Raw genomic sequence first — 17,194 nt, forward strand, 5'->3', positions numbered from 1 at the left:
AATTCCAAAAAATGACTAGGAATTTCCGCTTATTGTAAACAGGATTCGACAGAATATATAATCGCGTTGGAAATAAAATTTCCAAAATAATGAAGAATGTTGTTTCTTTTTGTCAGTTCACAACATTCAAGTTAGCAAGCCCTATCGGGCGAAAAAAGGAGGAATATGAAGGAATGAGTTCACCCAAGAAAAGAATACGCAAGAAATTGACCCAAACAGCATCATCAGCGCTCGCTCTTTCTGTGCTTCTTGGGTCCTGGAGCGGTATGCCTGCACCAGCATCGGCTGCGAATGCAGGCGAAACGTCCCACCTTCTGACTTATGAGGGTGCAGCCTACGCCTCGTCAACCGAAGGTGGCCTGACGCCGGACAAAGCGTTTGACGGCAATACCGACTCCCGTTGGGGAAGTGCGTTCAGCGCCGGCGAGCAGTGGATCTATGTAGACCTTGGCTCCAAAGCCAAGATCGACAAAGCCGTCCTCCGCTGGGAAAATGCCTATTCGAAGTCGTACAAGATCCAAGTATCTGACGACGAAACGAACTGGAAAGACATCTACACAGATACCAAAGGAGACGGTGGCGTTGACACCATCGCCTTATCTGGCGAAGGACGTTACGTCCGCATGCTGTCGCTTGAGCGCAGCGGAGGCTACGGCGTTTCCCTTTATGAATTTGAAGTATACGGTACAGGCGGCAGCAATCCGCTCCCTGTCGTACTTGGCGAAGATGTTGCATTGAATAAACCGGTAACGGCTTCTTCAACAGCTGCACCTGACAAAGATAAGCCTCTTTTATTGCCTGAATATGCTGTGGATGGCAATGCGACAACACGATGGTCCTCTGCGAACACGAGCGACGAGTGGATTTATGTTGATCTTGGCAGCAAACATGACATCGGCCGCATCCGCTTGAACTGGGAAAATGCCGCCGGTCGCATCTATGATATGCAAGTTTCGGACGATGCCCAGAACTGGACAACGATTTACCGTGAAATTAACGGTCAAGACGGTTGGATGGATACGCCGGTATATGCCAGTGGACGTTATGTTCGTATGAAGGGGATCTCCCGCACGACGAGCTACGGCTACTCTTTGTTCAATTTCAGCGTGTACGATTATGTGGATGGCGATCCGAAACCGGCTTATACCATTCCTTCCCTTCCTACCGCATCGACCGTTGAAGTAGGTAAAGGCAGCTATTTGAGCAGCGATATTAATATGCCGCAGCCCCGTCCTCCTGTTAATAAAACAGATGACGTGAAGGGTCCGATTCCTTCTAATGATTGGTGGCAGTCCGTTCTTATTAAAAATTTGAGTGACAGCCTTATCACGCTTCCGCTCAAATCCAAATACACGACGATGGGTCTTGGTATCCTGAACCCGGGTGCGGGTTGGGTGAATGACACAGGCAACTCGCAAGCAGCCGATGGCGCACCTGACTTCTACTTGAACGCAGGCAACATCTCGCCATCGCACATCAAGAACAAAGTAGCCGGCTATGGCGACTGGTCTGCAACTGTTCAGCTAAGCGACAACGACACGGAGAAAATGAAAACAACGTTCGTCAAAGGCTCGCCGTACCTGTATTCGGAATTCAGCGATCCAACGACACCGGAGTTGAACTTCCCGGTTTCCACAAGCTTCTATGACGACAACGGCAATCCGGTTCTCCTGGGCGAAGGCGCTACGTTGACGGCAGACCACATCGGTTTTACCGTTAACAACGTGGATGGCTCACCGCAATCCAAACCCGTGACTCGCCACTACGGCTTGTTCGCACCGCAAGGCTCCGTCTTTATGAAAGTCGGCAACAAGATCAAAGTTCGACTCGGCAGTGGACAGAACTACCTGTCTCTAGCCTCTATGCCGGCTGCCAGCGATTTGAACTATTTTTATAAACACGGCTATGCCTTCATTAAAAATACGACCGTAACTCCGGGCTTCGATGAGAACACCTCCGAAGTCACAACCCGCTTCGACGTCGAGATCGATCAGAAGCGTACGGACATGGAGCCAACGACGTTGATGGCCCTGCTCCCGCATCAATGGAAGCAAACGTCTTCTCCGCTGACTTCGCTTTCTTATGAGTCCATTCGCGGCACATTGAAGCTTCATGAGGGCAATTCGTTTACGACGGTTGACCGTTTTAACGGCATCGTGCCTCAATTTACAGAGCCGGGAGATCCTACTTACTCACGGGAAACGCTGCTTAAACAGCTAAGCTATCTGGACGAATCAACATCGAAGAACATCATGTCAGGTGATGCTTATTGGCAAGGCAAAGTGCTTCATCCGCTGGCAATGGGCGTCTTGATCGCCGATCAGATCGGAGACCAAGCGTACAAAAATGTGTTCTTGGAGCGCCTCAGAACGATCTTGACAGACTGGTACACCTACACCAATGGGGAGCCGGATTACTTCATGTACTACGACCCAACTTGGGGTACTATGTATTACAAAAACAGCGAATTCGGCGCTAATACAGGCCTTACTGACCATCATTTTACCTATGGTTATTATGTCTTCGCTTCTGCTGTACTTGCCACGTATGATCAAGACTTCAAAAACAATTACGGCGAGATGGTTGAGCACCTGATCCGTGACTACGCGAATCCGTCGAAAAGCGATCCGATGTATCCGTTCCTGCGCAACTTCGATCCGTATGAGGGCCATTCATGGGCTGGCGGTTACGGGGATAACAACAACGGGAACAATCAGGAAGCAGCGGGCGAGTCATTGTTCGGCTGGGTTGGCGAATACATGTGGAGCCTGATGTCCGGTGACAAAAAGTTCCGTGATATCTCCATCTACGGCTTCACGACAGAATTGAAAGCTGTAGAACAATATTGGTTCAACTATGACAACGACAACTGGCTGCCTGGGTTTGCGCACAAATCCGTTGGTCAAGTGTACGGCAGCGCGTACAACTTTGGTACGTTCTTCAGCGGCGACCCTGTCAACATTTACGGGATTCACTGGTTACCGACTGGCGAATACCTGACAAGCTATGGGTTCGATCCTAAGAAAGCTGCAGACCTGTATAATGGTCTTGTAAAGGATAACAAAGGACCTGAGAACGCATGGCAGCACATCGTTTGGCCTATTGAATCCTTAAGCGAGCCGCAAACGGTACTTAATAAATTTACGACCGAGAATACGCAAAAAAATGAGATTTTCAACACGTACTGGTTCGTTCACAGCATGGCAACTCTCGGAACGCGCACCAAAGACATTTGGGCAACCGGCTGGACAGGAGCTACCGTCTACAAGAAAGATTCGGTTTACTCCGCAATGATCTGGAATCCGAAGAACGAAGCGGTTACGGTGACATTCCACAATGCGGCCGGCGTGACTGGTTCCGCAAAAGTTGGACCGAAATCACTTGTGAAAGTAGATCCGATGAAAGTGACGGATTTGGATGGCAACACACCTCCGCAGCTTGCGGCAGATACTACGCAAACCACGATTGGACAACCAATCGACATTACGTTTGCCGACCATCTGAAATGGCGCGAGTCCATCAGCTCCGTTCTTGTCAATGGAGCAGCCATTGATGCCAATCAATATCGTGTGCAAGGCGGCAAAATTACCTTGAACAGCTCTGTATTCCCGGTAGAAGGCAGCTACACCATTACCGTTCAATCCGCCGGATACCCGGATACGAGCGTACAGCAGGTCATCATCACGAACTCAACGGTAAATCTAGCGCTGAACAAACCGACCTTTACATCGGATAAAGCGAAAAACCCAGGCTCCTACGCGGTCGACGGGAAACAGGATACACGTTGGGAATCCGATTTCAGCGATCCGCAGTTTATCGGCGTTAACCTGAACTCGGAGTATAAAATCAGTCATGTCCGCTTGAACTGGGAGAATGCAGCTGGTAAAAGCTATACCGTTCAAACTTCTGTAGACGGCCAAACTTGGCAAACGGTGTACACGACCACACGTGGTCATGAAGGCATCGACGACATTAAATTCCCAGCCGTGAATGCCAGATATGTCAAAGTAGAAGGCACAGAGCGGACGACAAACTACGGTTACTCCTTATGGGAGATGGAAGTGTTCGGTACGCCGGCAGGCGATCTTGACGCTCCGAAGTTGACTGCGGATACGACCATGAACCGCGCAGGTCAGCCAATTGACATCGGCTTTGATGACTTCGCAGATTGGAGAAACGCAGTCCTTGGTGTCAAAGTTAATGGCGTGGCGGCATCTGCTGCACAATACGTCGTTTCACCAGGTAAAATCACACTGAATGGCGCCTTGTTCCCTGAAGCTGGCAGCTACGACATTTCCGTCGAGGCCAAAGGCTTTGCCAATGCTGCAGTTCAGCAAACGATCGTTACGAACTCGAACGTCAACCTTGCCTTGCGCAAACCGACGTTCACCTCTGCGAATCCGAAACAAGCCGGCAAAAATGCCGTTGACGGAAACACCGCTACGAGATGGGAGTCCGATTTCAGCGATCCGCAGTACCTAACCGTCGATCTTGGTGCGGATAACACCATTTCCCGTGTGCTTCTGAACTGGGAGAATGCAGCCGGCAAGAGCTACACGGTTGAAGTCTCTTCAAACGGTAAAGACTGGAAAACGGTCTATGCGACAACAGCAGGCAAACCAGGCATCAACGATATCGGATTCTTGCCAACAGAGGCAAGATACGTGAAAGTAAACGGAACTGAGCGGACGACAGCCTACGGGTTCTCGCTTTTGGAATTTGAAGTGTACGGCAATGCTTCCAGCTTGCCGAGCGCGCCGGAACTGTCAGCTGATACAACGGACGCGAAAGTCGGTCAGCCGATCGACATCACCTTCGACGATGATGCAGCATGGAGAGGCACAATAGAATCCATCAAAGTTGACGATACGGTGGTGGGCTCCGGCCAATTCACATTGTCCGCAGGTAAAATCACTTTAGACGCTTCGCTTTTCAAAGATGCGAAAACGTACCGAATTTCGGTTCAAGCGAAAGGGTACACGGAAGCATCCGTACAGCAAACTGTCGCAGCAAAAGATATTCCAGGGAATCCGAATACAGATCCGGACCCCGATCAAGGCCATGGAACAAATCCTACAAATCCGACGAATCCGAATCCGCTAAATCTCGCTTACGATAGACCGACAGCTTCATCGCCGGACTACCACCGTTCCAGCGCGGATGCCGTCGACGGTCGATTCGATCGCCGCTGGGAGTCTGCTTTTGAAGACAACCAATGGATGAGCGTTGATCTAGGAGCTCCAAAAACGATTAATCACGTCGTTCTGACGTGGGAAAATGCCTACGGCAAAGCTTATACCATCGATGTCTCTTTGGATGGACAAACATGGACAACCGTATATGCTACGGAGAATGGCAACGGGGACGTTGACGATCTTACATTTGCTCCAGTGAGTGCAAGATATGTCAAAATGAACGGAATCAAACGTGGAACACCATACGGCTTCTCGTTATGGGAATTCGAAGTTTACGCCGGGAATCAAGCTCCGCTTGCAGGTCCTGAATTGACAGCAGATACGACCGATAACATTCTTGGTCAAACCATCGACGTCACGTTTGCGGACAATAGCGCTTGGAGAAACGCAATCAACGCAGTTGAACTGAGCGGCGTTACCCTTCGCGCTGACCAATATAAAGTATCCGCAGGCAAAATCACGTTTAACGCTGCCTTGTTCACGGAAGCTCGCCCATACGAAGTAAAGGTGCGCTCAACTGGTTATGACGACGATACCGTTGTGCAAGCCATTCTTCCTGCAGCTAATCTAGCACTTAACAAACAAGTCACCACTTCTGAAACGCCGCTTCAAAGTGCGCAGTTCGCTGTGGATGGAAACAAAAGCACACGTTGGGAATCACCATTCAGCGATTCACAATGGATCTGCGTAGATCTTGGGCAATCCTACAAGATCGGGCGTGTTCTTCTGAACTGGGAGAATGCTTCAGCGAAGGCTTACACAGTTGAGGTGTCCACGAACGGCGAGAACTGGACGACAGTTTCCTCGACAACGTACGGAGACGGCGGTAAAGACAACATCCTCTTCACCCCTGTTGACGCTCGTTACGTGAAAGCTGCCGGCACACAACGCAATACGCAATACGGCTACTCCTTATTTGAACTAGAAGTATACGAATAATAAATAAAGAGGCTGTCCCAAGTCATTTAATGACCGGGGGACAGCCTCTTCTTTGCAATTTGCAGGACTACCTCATCTTACCTTTCACTCTGATCATCGCTGCTGGTGACGATCAGGTTACGGACCGTTTCCCGCAGACTCTCGCGCATATCGTGCGGCGTCCCTTCATCGGTCACTAACGTTTGAATCCGATCAAGCTCCATCCCAAACAGAAATCCGCTGCGGTTAGCTTTGGACGAATCCGCCATGAGAATGAGGTGATTACTCTGCTCGACCATCATCTGCGCAATTTGCAGGGGCTCCCATTTGGAATAATAAATGCCTTGTGTACCAAACCCCATACAGGAAAACAACGCTTTGTCGAAGCGATATTGACGAAGCTCGCAGTGTAGCTTATAGCCGAATGTCATCCCATCCTCGCCCACCTCGCCACCGACCATGTAGACACTCAGCTTTCCTTTCTTCTGAACGAGATTCAAGGCGACCATCGCCGAGTTCGTCACGATCGTCAGGTTTTTATCGGCTGGAATCAAGCGCGATAGCACAAGCCCGGTCGTATTGCCATCTACGAAAACACTATCGCCATCCTCCAATAAGAGCACCGCCTCGCGGGCAATAGCCTCTTTACGCTCCAGATTCAGCTGCATGCGATCATAATACGGCATGTCCCACGTCGTCTGCTCTCTTTTAACCGCACCGCCGTATGTTCTGCGAACAATGCCTTTTTCGTCCAAAATACGTAAATCCCGGCGAATTGTTTCCACAGAGACACCATAGGCCAACATTAATTCATCAACAGAAACGCTGCCGGAACGCCGCACATCCATAATAATTTCATTTCTTCGACGGACTGAGTTCAAACCTATAACCTCCCCTGATGCGAGTAAAACAAGGCTTCCCCATAAGCCTAATGGCGCTTACGCAGGAAGCCTGTTACCTATTGTTTCTGAGCTTATTTAAATTCTTTGAGCGCTTTCGTGGAATCAGCCTGCGCCTTCTTCAGCGCATCGGCCGGAGATAATTTACCGGCACTCATCGCTTGCAAAGCCTCTCCAACCGCCGTATCCATCTTGTTGCGCGCAGCGCTGGATACATCGATTCGCGCATAAGGGAACACTTCATCGAAAGCCTGCTTTTTCTGCGGGTTATCCGTATAGTTTTTCTTCAATAAATCCGTATTCTGTGCGGATAACGTTGCTGGGAAATAACCTGTTTTGGCAGCATAAATCGATTGGGCCTTAGATTCAGCGAAATACTTCATAAATAACCAACCAGCGAGCTGTTTCTCTGGCGTTGTCTTGAACAGGACTTGATTGCCGCCGTATAATTCCGTCACTTTGCTTCCGCTTTTCCCCTGCGGGATTAACGTAATACCCCATTTAAACTTATCTTTCACCAAATCAAGTTTGGAGCTTGTGCGAGCCGTCGTACCGATTTCCATCGCGGCTCTGCCGTTCGTAAACTCCTGCTCCGTGTCTTGTGCGAACAGAATCGCTTTCTTATCCACCAAATTCTTGATGATTCCAGCCAATTCCAATGCCTGCGGATTATCATAGTTCACACCGCTTTGATCCAGATTAATCGGATCAATGCCGTAAGTGCGCAGCCAGGTGCGGAACGTTCCGCCATTATTGGCATTCCCCATAACCAGAGCAGGAACACCCGTCTTCTCCGTAATGTCTAGCGCCATCTTTTCAAATTCCTGCCAGGTTGCTGCCGGCTTCTCATAACCTGCTTTCTTAAGCAAATCTATGTTGTAATACACACCCATGGACGAGTTGCCGTGCGGCCAGCTCATTGTTTTCCCATTGTATTCCGGGATTCGCTGACGAGCCAATACGCCTGGCATGATGTCATCAAGCTCTGCCTTTTTCAACCCGTTAACCGGATCGTTGATGTAGTCGTCGAGCGCTACAATTTTGTCTGCTTTCATATATTCCAACGTATCGCTCTCATAGGACATAGCTACCGCTGGAAGGCCCCCGCCTTGCAGGGAAGCGCGCACTTTTTTATTCAAATCGTCATACGAACCCTGGAACACTTCTTTGACAATAATTTTACCTTCATACTCTTTATTAAAAGCTGCGACCATCTCTTTGATGGCATCACCATAGATCGTTGCTTGAATATGCCAGAAATCGATCGAAATCGGCCCGTTTTTCCCAAGCTCAATCCCTTGTGCTACTTTAGATTCCTCTTTTTTATCCGTTTGCGTGCCCGTGCTAGCGGGCGCTGCTTGCTGCGGCGTTCCACAACCGATGGTTGCGAGAAGCAAAAGGCTCGCCATTGAAGCTTTCCAAGCTGGAAATCGTTTCGTCAAATTCATGGTTATCACTCCCTCGATTTGTATGTTGCATGAAGCATCTATTTACTAACGAGTTCTGAAAGTTCAAAGCTTTCTCCAGGAGCCGGACAATACTTCCTTATGCTGCCACTGTTGAACAATGTCGGGTGTAAGCTGTGCAAAGGAACAACTAATTTCGGGGAAATCCGCATAGTTAATTCGGATATCTCCTGCGGGGAAGCATGTCCTCCAGTTGCGCAATAGCGATACTGAACACCAAATTCCGTGAGCCACTTCAGAAGCGTTTCGTCCGATGGGGTCAACGGGTTACCGTCAGCATGAACGTAAATCGATGCCGAAGCGCGTGAACCGAAGGTTTCCATTTCCGCTATAAGAGGTGTGTTCGGATACGTAAGATAAACGGCATACGACGATTTATTAGCCGTAATTTCATTTACCGTTATGGACTCGTAAGGAAGATCAACTTCCTTGGTAGGGTGCGGCCCCTTGGACCATTGCGGCGTGCTCATAAGTCGAATGACATCCCGATCGACATCAAGCGCTTGATGCCCGGCTAGCACCGTTAGTCTCGTGGAAGCCTCTTTCCACAGAACGGCTGTACTTTCGTCCATGACAAGCTGACGACCCGCTTCTTTGGTGCGGATAATTAAATCAGCGACGCGCTCCACGTTGCGAGCGAGAATGTTAACATACACCAAGCCCTCCGTGTCTTCCATCGCACGGCGGCATTCGACAGCCACCTCAACTTCAAGCCGGTCCTTCGGCTTGCGGAACAACGTGTCCGGTCGCATTCTTGTGCCTTCGGTGATGAGCAGGTCAACTTCAGCGCTTTGGCAGCGTTCAATGAAGCGATCCAAGCGGTGCGAATTCCGACCATGGCGGCGCCAATCGGCCGTGAAAGCAATCTTGTGCTGCGGTCCGTGAATAATGAAGCCCGTAACTCCAGGACTATCATGATCTACTTCGATGAACTCTATGCGGAAAGTGCCGAAGTCGACGATCTGTCCGTCCTCAATAAGACGAATATCGGCCTGCGTACCTTCATACTCGCCTGCAGCTACAACACCTTCATACACTGCATAAGCGTCACGATGCATCCAGACGGGAAGTCCTTCACGCAAGGAAGGAAGCAGTGCCATATGGTCTTGATGGATGTGGCTTACAAAACCATGCAGGTTATTTACCTGAGGAAAGTGATCTTGACCCCACACTTGCGCAAGCTCAGCTTCCCCAACATCGCCAAGGAAAGCAGGATCGTATAATCCCAACACTGGCGGCGCCATCCGTGTCAGCAGACTGCTTCGGATCCCAAAGTCTGAACGGACGCTGACTTCGCCTTTGAAAAATCCGCGTGCCATACCAAGATCAAACACGATTCCCGTATCTCCACAGCTGTATAAGATATGAACTCCGCCAATCGTGGTCAACCCACCATAAAACGTTATACGTTCCTCCAACTGATGCTGCTGATTCATACACATTACCTCCTCTAAACGTGTTTAAGTCTGCTATGTTGAATATCCGTCAAAAAGGATGCTAGTTCATCCAGCGTTGTCAGTCGTACATCCCACGGCGACAGGTCGGACGATGGGTACGCGGATATCCACGCTGTGCGTCCGCCTAGCTGACGCACCGGATACAGATCGTTCCAAGCGTGATCGCCGATCGAGAGAATTTGTTCAGGCCGCAGCCCCTCTCGTTTCATCAGCTCACTCATGAAATGTTCCAATCCAGCCGGCTTGCCCGCTCCGTACTTAATATCCGTAAACAACTCGTTGGCGCCAAGTGCAGCAATAAACTCACGCCCTGTATTCTCCGGCGAATTCGTGAGCAGCAGCTTCAAGCGGACTCCGCTCAATTGACGAATAGCCTCATATAACCCTGCATGGCGTTCGAAACTCGACGAGCCCTGAAGCATTTCCTTGCGCACCTGCTGAAAAGCCTCCTGACGCTTGGCCTCACCGATCCCGTGCTTGACGGTAAAAATGCTAACCAAGCTCCATGCATCGCCGGCATAAATAGCTCGGGGATTCCCATCTTGATGTGGTGGTTCCACTGGATTCTCTAACGTTACCCGTGACCAAGTATCCGTGCTCGGATGGTACCAGTCCCCAATGCCGCTTGTATGCTTACCTTCAAGTAAACAATCCATTTCTTCCAGAATCTCATCCAAACTTGCTGCATGATCTCCCTCTTGAAACAACAATTCCAAATACCGTTTGTAAAATGTGCCGTCCTGATAAAGCGTGCCATCTAAGTCGAATAAGACGACTTCAATCTCATGCAGCCAATCCATCTGATGTTCCTCCAGTGTCTTTCTTTGTTGTTTTTTTATAATTCTAAAGCGTCCAACTTTGGCTTATCCTTTTAGCCCAGCTGAGGTAATCCCTTGATGAAACCAATGCTGCGCGACCAAGTACAACACGACAATTGGAGCGATTGTAAAAGTAGCCGCCGCCATTAAATGGTGATAATTAGGTCCTTCTTCACTAACGAAATATAACAAACCTACTTGCAATGGCCTGAGCGATTCACTTGATGTGATCAACAATGGCCAAAGGACACCGTTCCATTTTCCGATAAAAGCAAGTAATGCTGTCGTAATTAAGGAAGGCAGTACGAGTGGCAGCAGTACGGACCACAGATATCGGGCGCTCGACATGCCATCCACTTGAGCAGCTTCCCAGTACTCTTTTTGCACAGATAGAAAAGCTTGTCTTAACAAAAATATGGTGAAAGCCTCCGCCAAAAACGGCAGCATCATGCCCATATAACTGTCATAGAAACCTTGCCCCCCGTTCCCCGCCCAATCGTTACCGCCGGCAAACGGAATATGCCGCATCGTCACGAAGTTAGGGACCAAGGTAACATCAAAGGGAATGAGCATGGTGATCACCACGAGCATAAAGATGAGATTACGACCGCGAAATGTAAAATGGGTAATGGCAAAAGCAATCGGTACACACACAAGTAATTGGAGTGCCGTGCCAACACCAGCGATAATCACCGTATTGACAAAATAGCGCTGAAAGGTGGATTCCGGTTTTAACCATGCTTCCGCGTAGTTCTTGAGGTGCCATACATCCGGCAGCCACGTTGGCGGCATGCGATTAATTTCCTCCGCACTTTTTAGCGAAGTCAGAATCATCCATACGAATGGGAACACCACACAGCAGGCTAACAACACCGTGCAAATCCACACGATTAACCATGTTATTCGGGAAGATCGGCTTGATCCTACTGAGCCAAACATTCTTCTCATCCTCCATTCTGCATTAATGCATATAGTGAACCTTTTTCTCGCCGTAACGCAGCTGCAGCCAAGTTAATCCAAGCAAAAGTACGAATAATACCATCGAAACGGCCGATGCGTAACCAACTTGACCGTACACATAGAAGCTTCTGAAAATATACAAAGGCAGTGACATCGTGGAACCTAATGGCCCACCTTCTCCACCAGAGAACACATAAAACGCATTAAACGATTCGAAAGCGCCAATCACAGAGACAATGATGAGTAAAAACCAAGTCGGCGACAGTAGTGGCAGCGTAATATGACGGATCGTATGCCACGTCCTTGCCCCATCGATTCGGGCCGACTCCGTCAAATCATGAGGAATTTGCGTCAACCCTGATAAGAACACAACAATTTGGAAGCCCAGACTCCCCCATATCGTGAACAACATGATGACACCAAGCGCCCAAGTCGGACCTGCGAATGCCGTTGGGATCGAAGATGGCCAGTGTCCGCCAAGCGATTGAATCAGCTTAATTAGAATGGGATCCGGATCCGTCAGCCATTGCTGCGGCGTTCCTCCCACCTTGTTTACAGCCCAATTCGCAAGGCCCACGCTTGGATGGAAAATCCATTTAAATACAATTGCCGCCGCAACCTGTGAAGTAATGTACGGAAGGAAGAAAAGGACGCGCAACAAGGTTCTGCCTCTCGTTATATGAAACAAGACATAGGCAACAAAAAATGAAAGCAACAATGACAAAGGAATCGTGCCTATGGCGTAAAATACGGTAACCATGAAACCTTGTCCGACAGGGCCCAGCTGTAAACCGACGGTTGGATCTTGCACAACGAGGTCTTCTGTAAAAATACGAATGTAATTATCGAATCCTACGAATCGCTCCGGCACATAACCCCACTTCCACAAACTCATCCACATGCCGAATAGAAGCGGCCAATATCGAAACAGCAATAACAGAGCCAGCGCCGGAAGGGCATAACATAATCCCGTCCACGCTTCTTTTGCTTTTCTCCGAGAACGCGACTTGACGATGATACGCTCCCGCATTTTTGGAATAGGCTTGTTGTCATAAGCAGCAGCTTCTTTCGTTATCACTTGGAATCTCCTCTCTTATCTGCCTTTTGTTCACCTTACTTTACTTATTGTAGCCAGCAATTGTTTGCTGATAATTATAGATGCTTTAAGAAATTGTTGCCGATGTTACCGATGTTTACACAATTCGTTATCCGCTGTAGTCAGAACGGTCATTTTATGGATAAGAACGGGCATATTCGGCATTGTTTTTCAAAAAAAGAAAGACTCTATTCCCTTTGTAAATTTAGGAATAGAGTCTTCGTGACGGTATGTTCACTCCACTGTTTGTATTGCTGCAATTAGACTTCTGTCTTCAAATTCCGTAGAGAGAACAATTAGAGGCATACTAAATCCAAAAGCATTGCAGGTATCCAGGAATTGGGCAAGAGATGAAGTAGATTCCGTTAAAACTTTCATCAAATAGTTATACTCACCACTGATTCTGTAAAGATCAATAATTTCCGGAGAATTTTCGCTGAATGCTAGAAAATCCTTACATCTATTGGTTCGGAATAAAACGAAAGACGTTGTAAGTTTACCGAGTTTCTGCGGAGAAAGCTCTGTGCGGTAGCCTGTTATGATCCCTTGATCCTCAAGCTTCCGGAGTCGCTCTGTGACTGCAGGTTGTGACATTGTAATCATTCGGCTTATTTCAGATATGGGGATCCTTGCGTTTTCATGCATGAATGACAAAATCTTGGAATCAATATGGTCCATGAAAAGAAACACCTCATTTTATAAAGAATGTTCAATTAATGTAATAAATATTTAAGTTATAATACTGAATACAACTTAATTATCATATGTGAATTATATATTTTCTGAAGTAAAATGTCATTAACAAACCGAGAGGAGATGAAGAAATGACAATCCATACACCCATCCAGATTGGCGGAATAAGCTTAAAAAATAGACTCATTATGGCACCTTTGCAGCAATATGCAGGAACCCCAGAAGGCTTTACCACAAATCATCATACTGAATTTTATAGCCGCAGAGCTAATCATGTTTCATTAGTCATCGTGGAATCGACAGCGGTATCGGACAGCGGGCGCCTTTTCAATAACGACATCGGTATTTTTACCGATCATCACATAGAATCGCTCAAAAAGATAACAGAGGCTGTTCACGCTAAGCAAACCCCTATATTTATACAGTTGTCGCATGGGGGAAGAAAATCATCGCCGTTGGTTACAAAAAAGCTAATGGCCCCAAGTTCAATCGCCTATGATGAACATTATGGGTTACCAGAAGCTATGTCACTGGCTGATATCCAACAAATTGCTGAACAATATCGTTTAGCTGCAAAACGTAGCGTTATGGCCGGATTTGATGGGATTGAAATCCATGCTGCTCACGGTTTCTTGATCCATCAATTTCTATCACCGTTGTCGAACCAACGTATCGACTCTTATGGAGGCAGTCCTGAAAACAGGTCGCGGTTCTTGAAGGATGTACTTACGGTTATCAGAGGAGAAGTCGGCAAGAATTATCCGATTACGATTCGGGTTTCCGCCACGGATTATGTAAAAGGTGGATTGTTTCCTGAGGACATAGCCAGAATGTTACAGCCACTAGAATCAGAGCTTGATGCAGTCCACGTTTCAACGGGTGGTCTGGTCTCTGCGCAACCGAATCATATATATCCTGCTTATCAGGTTCCCCATGCAGCCATTATTAAACAACATTTGAAAATACCAGTTATTGCTGTCGGAATAATTAATAGTCGCAGTCTTGCAGACCAAATCATTCAGGATCAATTGGCTGATATAATTGCAATCGGTCGACCGCTCATAGAAGACCCGGATTTTGCGGCTCAACTACTTCAATAGGCGATACAGTGATCTTGCTCTCTCACTCTCATCAGAAAACAGCAGCAGTCTAGGACTTAATTTTCGTCCATGGCCGCTGCTGTTTTTTTTATTTTTGGGTCAGTCGGGTGCGACAAAAACTTATATCCTACTAGAAAGTTGCTCTCTCCTTCCTTTACACCGGCTTATTTTTCAGCCATAATGAGGAGATGCAAACAATTATAACCCTCTAGTTGATCTATGTTAGTCTAGTATGGAGAGGAAGCGCATTCATGTCGAAATCATCCCTTAAGTCATCCGTTGTGTCCAGCTTCCAAATGTCTTGGAACAGCTTTAAATCGAAGCTGCTTCTTAAATATGCCTTATCTTACATATTAATGTTCCTCATTCCCTTGACCGGCGTTACGATTTTCATCTATGAAAACGCAATCAATGATTTGCGCAGAGAAATTGAGCAGACGAACGTCAACCAACTCATTCAAGTCAAATTATCAATCGATGAACGAATGAGTGAACTGCAGCAAATTACAAGCCGCATTGCTTATGACAAGCAGCTCAGCTCCTACATGGTGCATCATCCGTACTATGAGATGGAAGCTATCGATACCTTGGGGAATTACAAAGTGAATAGCAGCATTCTGGAAGATTTGTTTCTATACTTCCATAACGATGAGAATATTTACTCATATCGAGGTTTAACGAATGTGCATGTAGCATTTGGAGACTGGTACCACTATAGCAATTGGAACAGCGACCAAATCTATAACGATTTGAATAAAATCAAGCAGCCGATGATTCGCCCAGCCGAGAATGTAACCGTTAACTCGCGTAATGACTCCATGCTGACGATGCTGTTCCCGATCAAACCGAACGATCTCTATCCTACGGCCACAGTCGTCTATATGGTCAGTGAGGCGAAGCTGACCGGCGTTATGGACACGATACTCAACAATTTTTCAGGCAGCAGCTACATTTTCAATCAAGACGGGCAGCTTCTCACGTCTAATAATCACGGAAACGCACTTCCGGGACAGGCCGTTGCGTCCTTGGCCTCTCTAGAACCTGGTATACATAGCATGAAGCTCGACGGCATAGAACACTCCGTAGTTTCGGTAAGGTCCAAGGAGAACAATTGGAATTATGTAACTGCGATCCCAAGTCATCAATTTTTCAGCAAAGTAGTCCATATCCAGACCTTATTCCTTCTGGTGTTCTGTATCACCGTTTTATTCGGCATCATCGTAGCCATGATCTTAGCCAAGCGGCAGTATCACCCGATTAGGGATTTGATCGAATTCACGAAGATGAAGAGTTCCAATTATGATATGACCCGGAACGAATGGGACTGGATCAAGCAAACGATTCATGATTACAGCGCCCGCATCGATACCCAGGAGCCATTCGTCCGTAACCAGTGTCTGCTGCTATTGTTTAAGCACGGCAAGCCGGATGATCCGGAAATTGAGCGCATGGTGGCGAGTGCCGGGCTGGAATACCCGCACGGGCAAGGACTATACGTCTCCCTCATTCTCGCGTGGGATGACAATCTCGAGGGCGGGGATTCCTCAAACATTCGGCAGCATCTGCAAGAGATGTTCAACGAATTGGAATTTCCGAGTCTTCAAGCCCGCGTTTACGGCGTAGAATTTTCGACGAAGGACCAACTGGCCTTGCTCGTCTCCGTCCCTGAGGATGCTCAAGAGCCAGCCCAGAAGCGAATTGAGGATGTTGTCGAAGCAATCAAAGTCATGATCAACAACAACATTCAAATTATGCCTTATATCGGTGTCGGAATGCCTTACCCGGACCTCGCATCGATCAACCAATCGTTTATTGAAGCCGCCACGGCGATTGATAATCGGATCCTGGGATCTAACGGACGAGTGACCTACTTCGAACAATTGCAAGATATGATCGCATCAACTTCGTCCGAAGCCTACTGGCTGCCGAAGAAGTCGATGCTCAAGCTGGAGCAAAGCTTGAAGCAAGGGAACGAAACGGTAGCTAATCAGGTCATTGTTGATCTGATCGCCGAGATCAAGGAGGCCGCCGTCCCCGCCGCATTACTGCGCTGCATCTGCTTTGATCTGTTGAACTCATTACTGAAAACAGCCCATGAGTTGGGGGTCAGCGAAGTGTTCGCCGGCATTCACAACTTCACCATTTTCGAAACGTTGGAAGAACTTGAGGACCGATTAACCTCCCTGGCCGTCAGCATCTGCCAGCAGGTCGAACGGAATACGGAAACGGAGCAGCCTTCTTTAATTGAAGATATCGTTGCGTATGTGGATCAGAAATTCGCTGACTACACGCTCAGTCTCGAGCATGTGGCGCTCAAATATTCCATATCGATCTCCTACTTGAGCCGCACCTTCAAAGAGAAAATAGGCCATAACTTTACGCAATATATTTGGCAAAGAAGAATGGAAGAAGTCATTCGCCTGCTGGTCCATACAACCGCACCCCTAAAGGATATCATCGAACAGGTCGGCTACTTGGACGCTCCGAATTTTATCCGTAAATTCAAGAAAGAAACGGGCTACACGCCGGGTCAATATCGGAAACTATATGCTTCATCCAAAAAAGAACAGGAATAACGGGAAGATTTCACTA

At 47.8% G+C, this 17,194-nt stretch carries 10 protein-coding genes; 3 read left to right on the forward strand and 7 right to left on the reverse strand.

Translation table 11 applies throughout. The features are described from left to right. Nucleotides 1-173 precede the first annotated feature (173 nt). Nucleotides 174-6,134 carry a galactose-binding domain-containing protein gene (locus RQP52_RS31315; protein WP_315955473.1) on the forward strand — a complete coding sequence of 1,987 codons (5,961 nt, stop codon included), beginning with the start codon at nucleotides 174-176 and terminating at the stop codon, nucleotides 6,132-6,134. Nucleotides 6,135-6,211: 77 nt separating this feature from the next. On the opposite strand, the gene RQP52_RS31320 is transcribed toward RQP52_RS31315, so the two are convergent. The 7 genes from RQP52_RS31320 to RQP52_RS31350 all read right to left on the reverse strand — a co-directional run bounded on the left by RQP52_RS31320 (nucleotide 6,212) and on the right by RQP52_RS31350 (nucleotide 13,487). After that, nucleotides 6,212-6,994 (reverse strand): DeoR/GlpR family DNA-binding transcription regulator, encoded by a 783-nt coding sequence (locus RQP52_RS31320; protein ID WP_315955474.1) that lies wholly within the window; start codon nucleotides 6,992-6,994, stop codon nucleotides 6,212-6,214. Nucleotides 6,995-7,086: 92 nt separating this feature from the next. Beyond that, on the reverse strand, nucleotides 7,087-8,460 hold the full coding sequence (locus tag RQP52_RS31325) for an ABC transporter substrate-binding protein (RefSeq protein ID WP_315955475.1): 1,374 nt from the start codon (nucleotides 8,458-8,460) through the stop codon (nucleotides 7,087-7,089). Nucleotides 8,461-8,498: 38 nt separating this feature from the next. After that, entirely contained in the window at nucleotides 8,499-9,914 is a 1,416-nt protein-coding gene (locus RQP52_RS31330; protein ID WP_315955476.1) for an MBL fold metallo-hydrolase, read from the reverse strand. A gap of 14 nt (nucleotides 9,915-9,928) precedes the next feature. Then, nucleotides 9,929-10,735, reverse strand: coding sequence for an HAD family hydrolase (locus RQP52_RS31335; protein WP_315955477.1), 807 nt, complete (start codon nucleotides 10,733-10,735; stop codon nucleotides 9,929-9,931). Nucleotides 10,736-10,798: 63 nt separating this feature from the next. Continuing rightward, entirely contained in the window at nucleotides 10,799-11,692 is an 894-nt protein-coding gene (locus RQP52_RS31340; protein ID WP_315955478.1) for a carbohydrate ABC transporter permease, read from the reverse strand. Between the two features lie 22 nt (nucleotides 11,693-11,714). Beyond that, on the reverse strand, nucleotides 11,715-12,791 hold the full coding sequence (locus tag RQP52_RS31345) for a carbohydrate ABC transporter permease (RefSeq protein WP_315955479.1): 1,077 nt from the start codon (nucleotides 12,789-12,791) through the stop codon (nucleotides 11,715-11,717). A 252-nt stretch (nucleotides 12,792-13,043) separates the two neighbouring features. Continuing rightward, complete coding sequence (locus tag RQP52_RS31350; protein ID WP_315955480.1) at nucleotides 13,044-13,487, reverse strand: Lrp/AsnC family transcriptional regulator; 444 nt, start codon at nucleotides 13,485-13,487, stop codon at nucleotides 13,044-13,046. 146 nt (nucleotides 13,488-13,633) lie between these two features. On the opposite strand from RQP52_RS31350, the gene RQP52_RS31355 reads away from it, so the two are divergent. Continuing rightward, nucleotides 13,634-14,602: an oxidoreductase gene (locus RQP52_RS31355; RefSeq protein WP_315955481.1), complete on the forward strand. Its 969-nt coding sequence runs from the start codon at nucleotides 13,634-13,636 to the stop codon at nucleotides 14,600-14,602. Between the two features lie 251 nt (nucleotides 14,603-14,853). Beyond that, on the forward strand, nucleotides 14,854-17,178 hold the full coding sequence (locus RQP52_RS31360) for a helix-turn-helix domain-containing protein (RefSeq protein WP_315955482.1): 2,325 nt from the start codon (nucleotides 14,854-14,856) through the stop codon (nucleotides 17,176-17,178). Nucleotides 17,179-17,194: the final 16 nt, after the last annotated feature.

It is taken from the genome of Paenibacillus violae (assembly GCF_032461945.1).
Lineage (GTDB): Bacteria > Bacillota > Bacilli > Paenibacillales > NBRC-103111 > Paenibacillus_E > Paenibacillus_E violae.

Excerpts from the sequence above, each read along its gene's own strand:
- RQP52_RS31335 (WP_315955477.1), bottom strand. The coding sequence starts at position 10,735 with ATGGATTGGCTGCATGAGATTGAAGTCGTCTTATTCGACTTAGATGGC.
- RQP52_RS31350 (WP_315955480.1), bottom strand. The coding sequence starts at position 13,487 with ATGGACCATATTGATTCCAAGATTTTGTCATTCATGCATGAAAACGCA.
- RQP52_RS31315 (WP_315955473.1), top strand. The coding sequence starts at position 174 with ATGAGTTCACCCAAGAAAAGAATACGCAAGAAATTGACCCAAACAGCA.
- RQP52_RS31340 (WP_315955478.1), bottom strand. The coding sequence starts at position 11,692 with ATGTTTGGCTCAGTAGGATCAAGCCGATCTTCCCGAATAACATGGTTA.
- RQP52_RS31330 (WP_315955476.1), bottom strand. The coding sequence starts at position 9,914 with ATGAATCAGCAGCATCAGTTGGAGGAACGTATAACGTTTTATGGTGGG.
- RQP52_RS31325 (WP_315955475.1), bottom strand. The coding sequence starts at position 8,460 with ATGAATTTGACGAAACGATTTCCAGCTTGGAAAGCTTCAATGGCGAGC.
- RQP52_RS31360 (WP_315955482.1), top strand. The coding sequence starts at position 14,854 with ATGTCGAAATCATCCCTTAAGTCATCCGTTGTGTCCAGCTTCCAAATG.
- RQP52_RS31355 (WP_315955481.1), top strand. The coding sequence starts at position 13,634 with ATGACAATCCATACACCCATCCAGATTGGCGGAATAAGCTTAAAAAAT.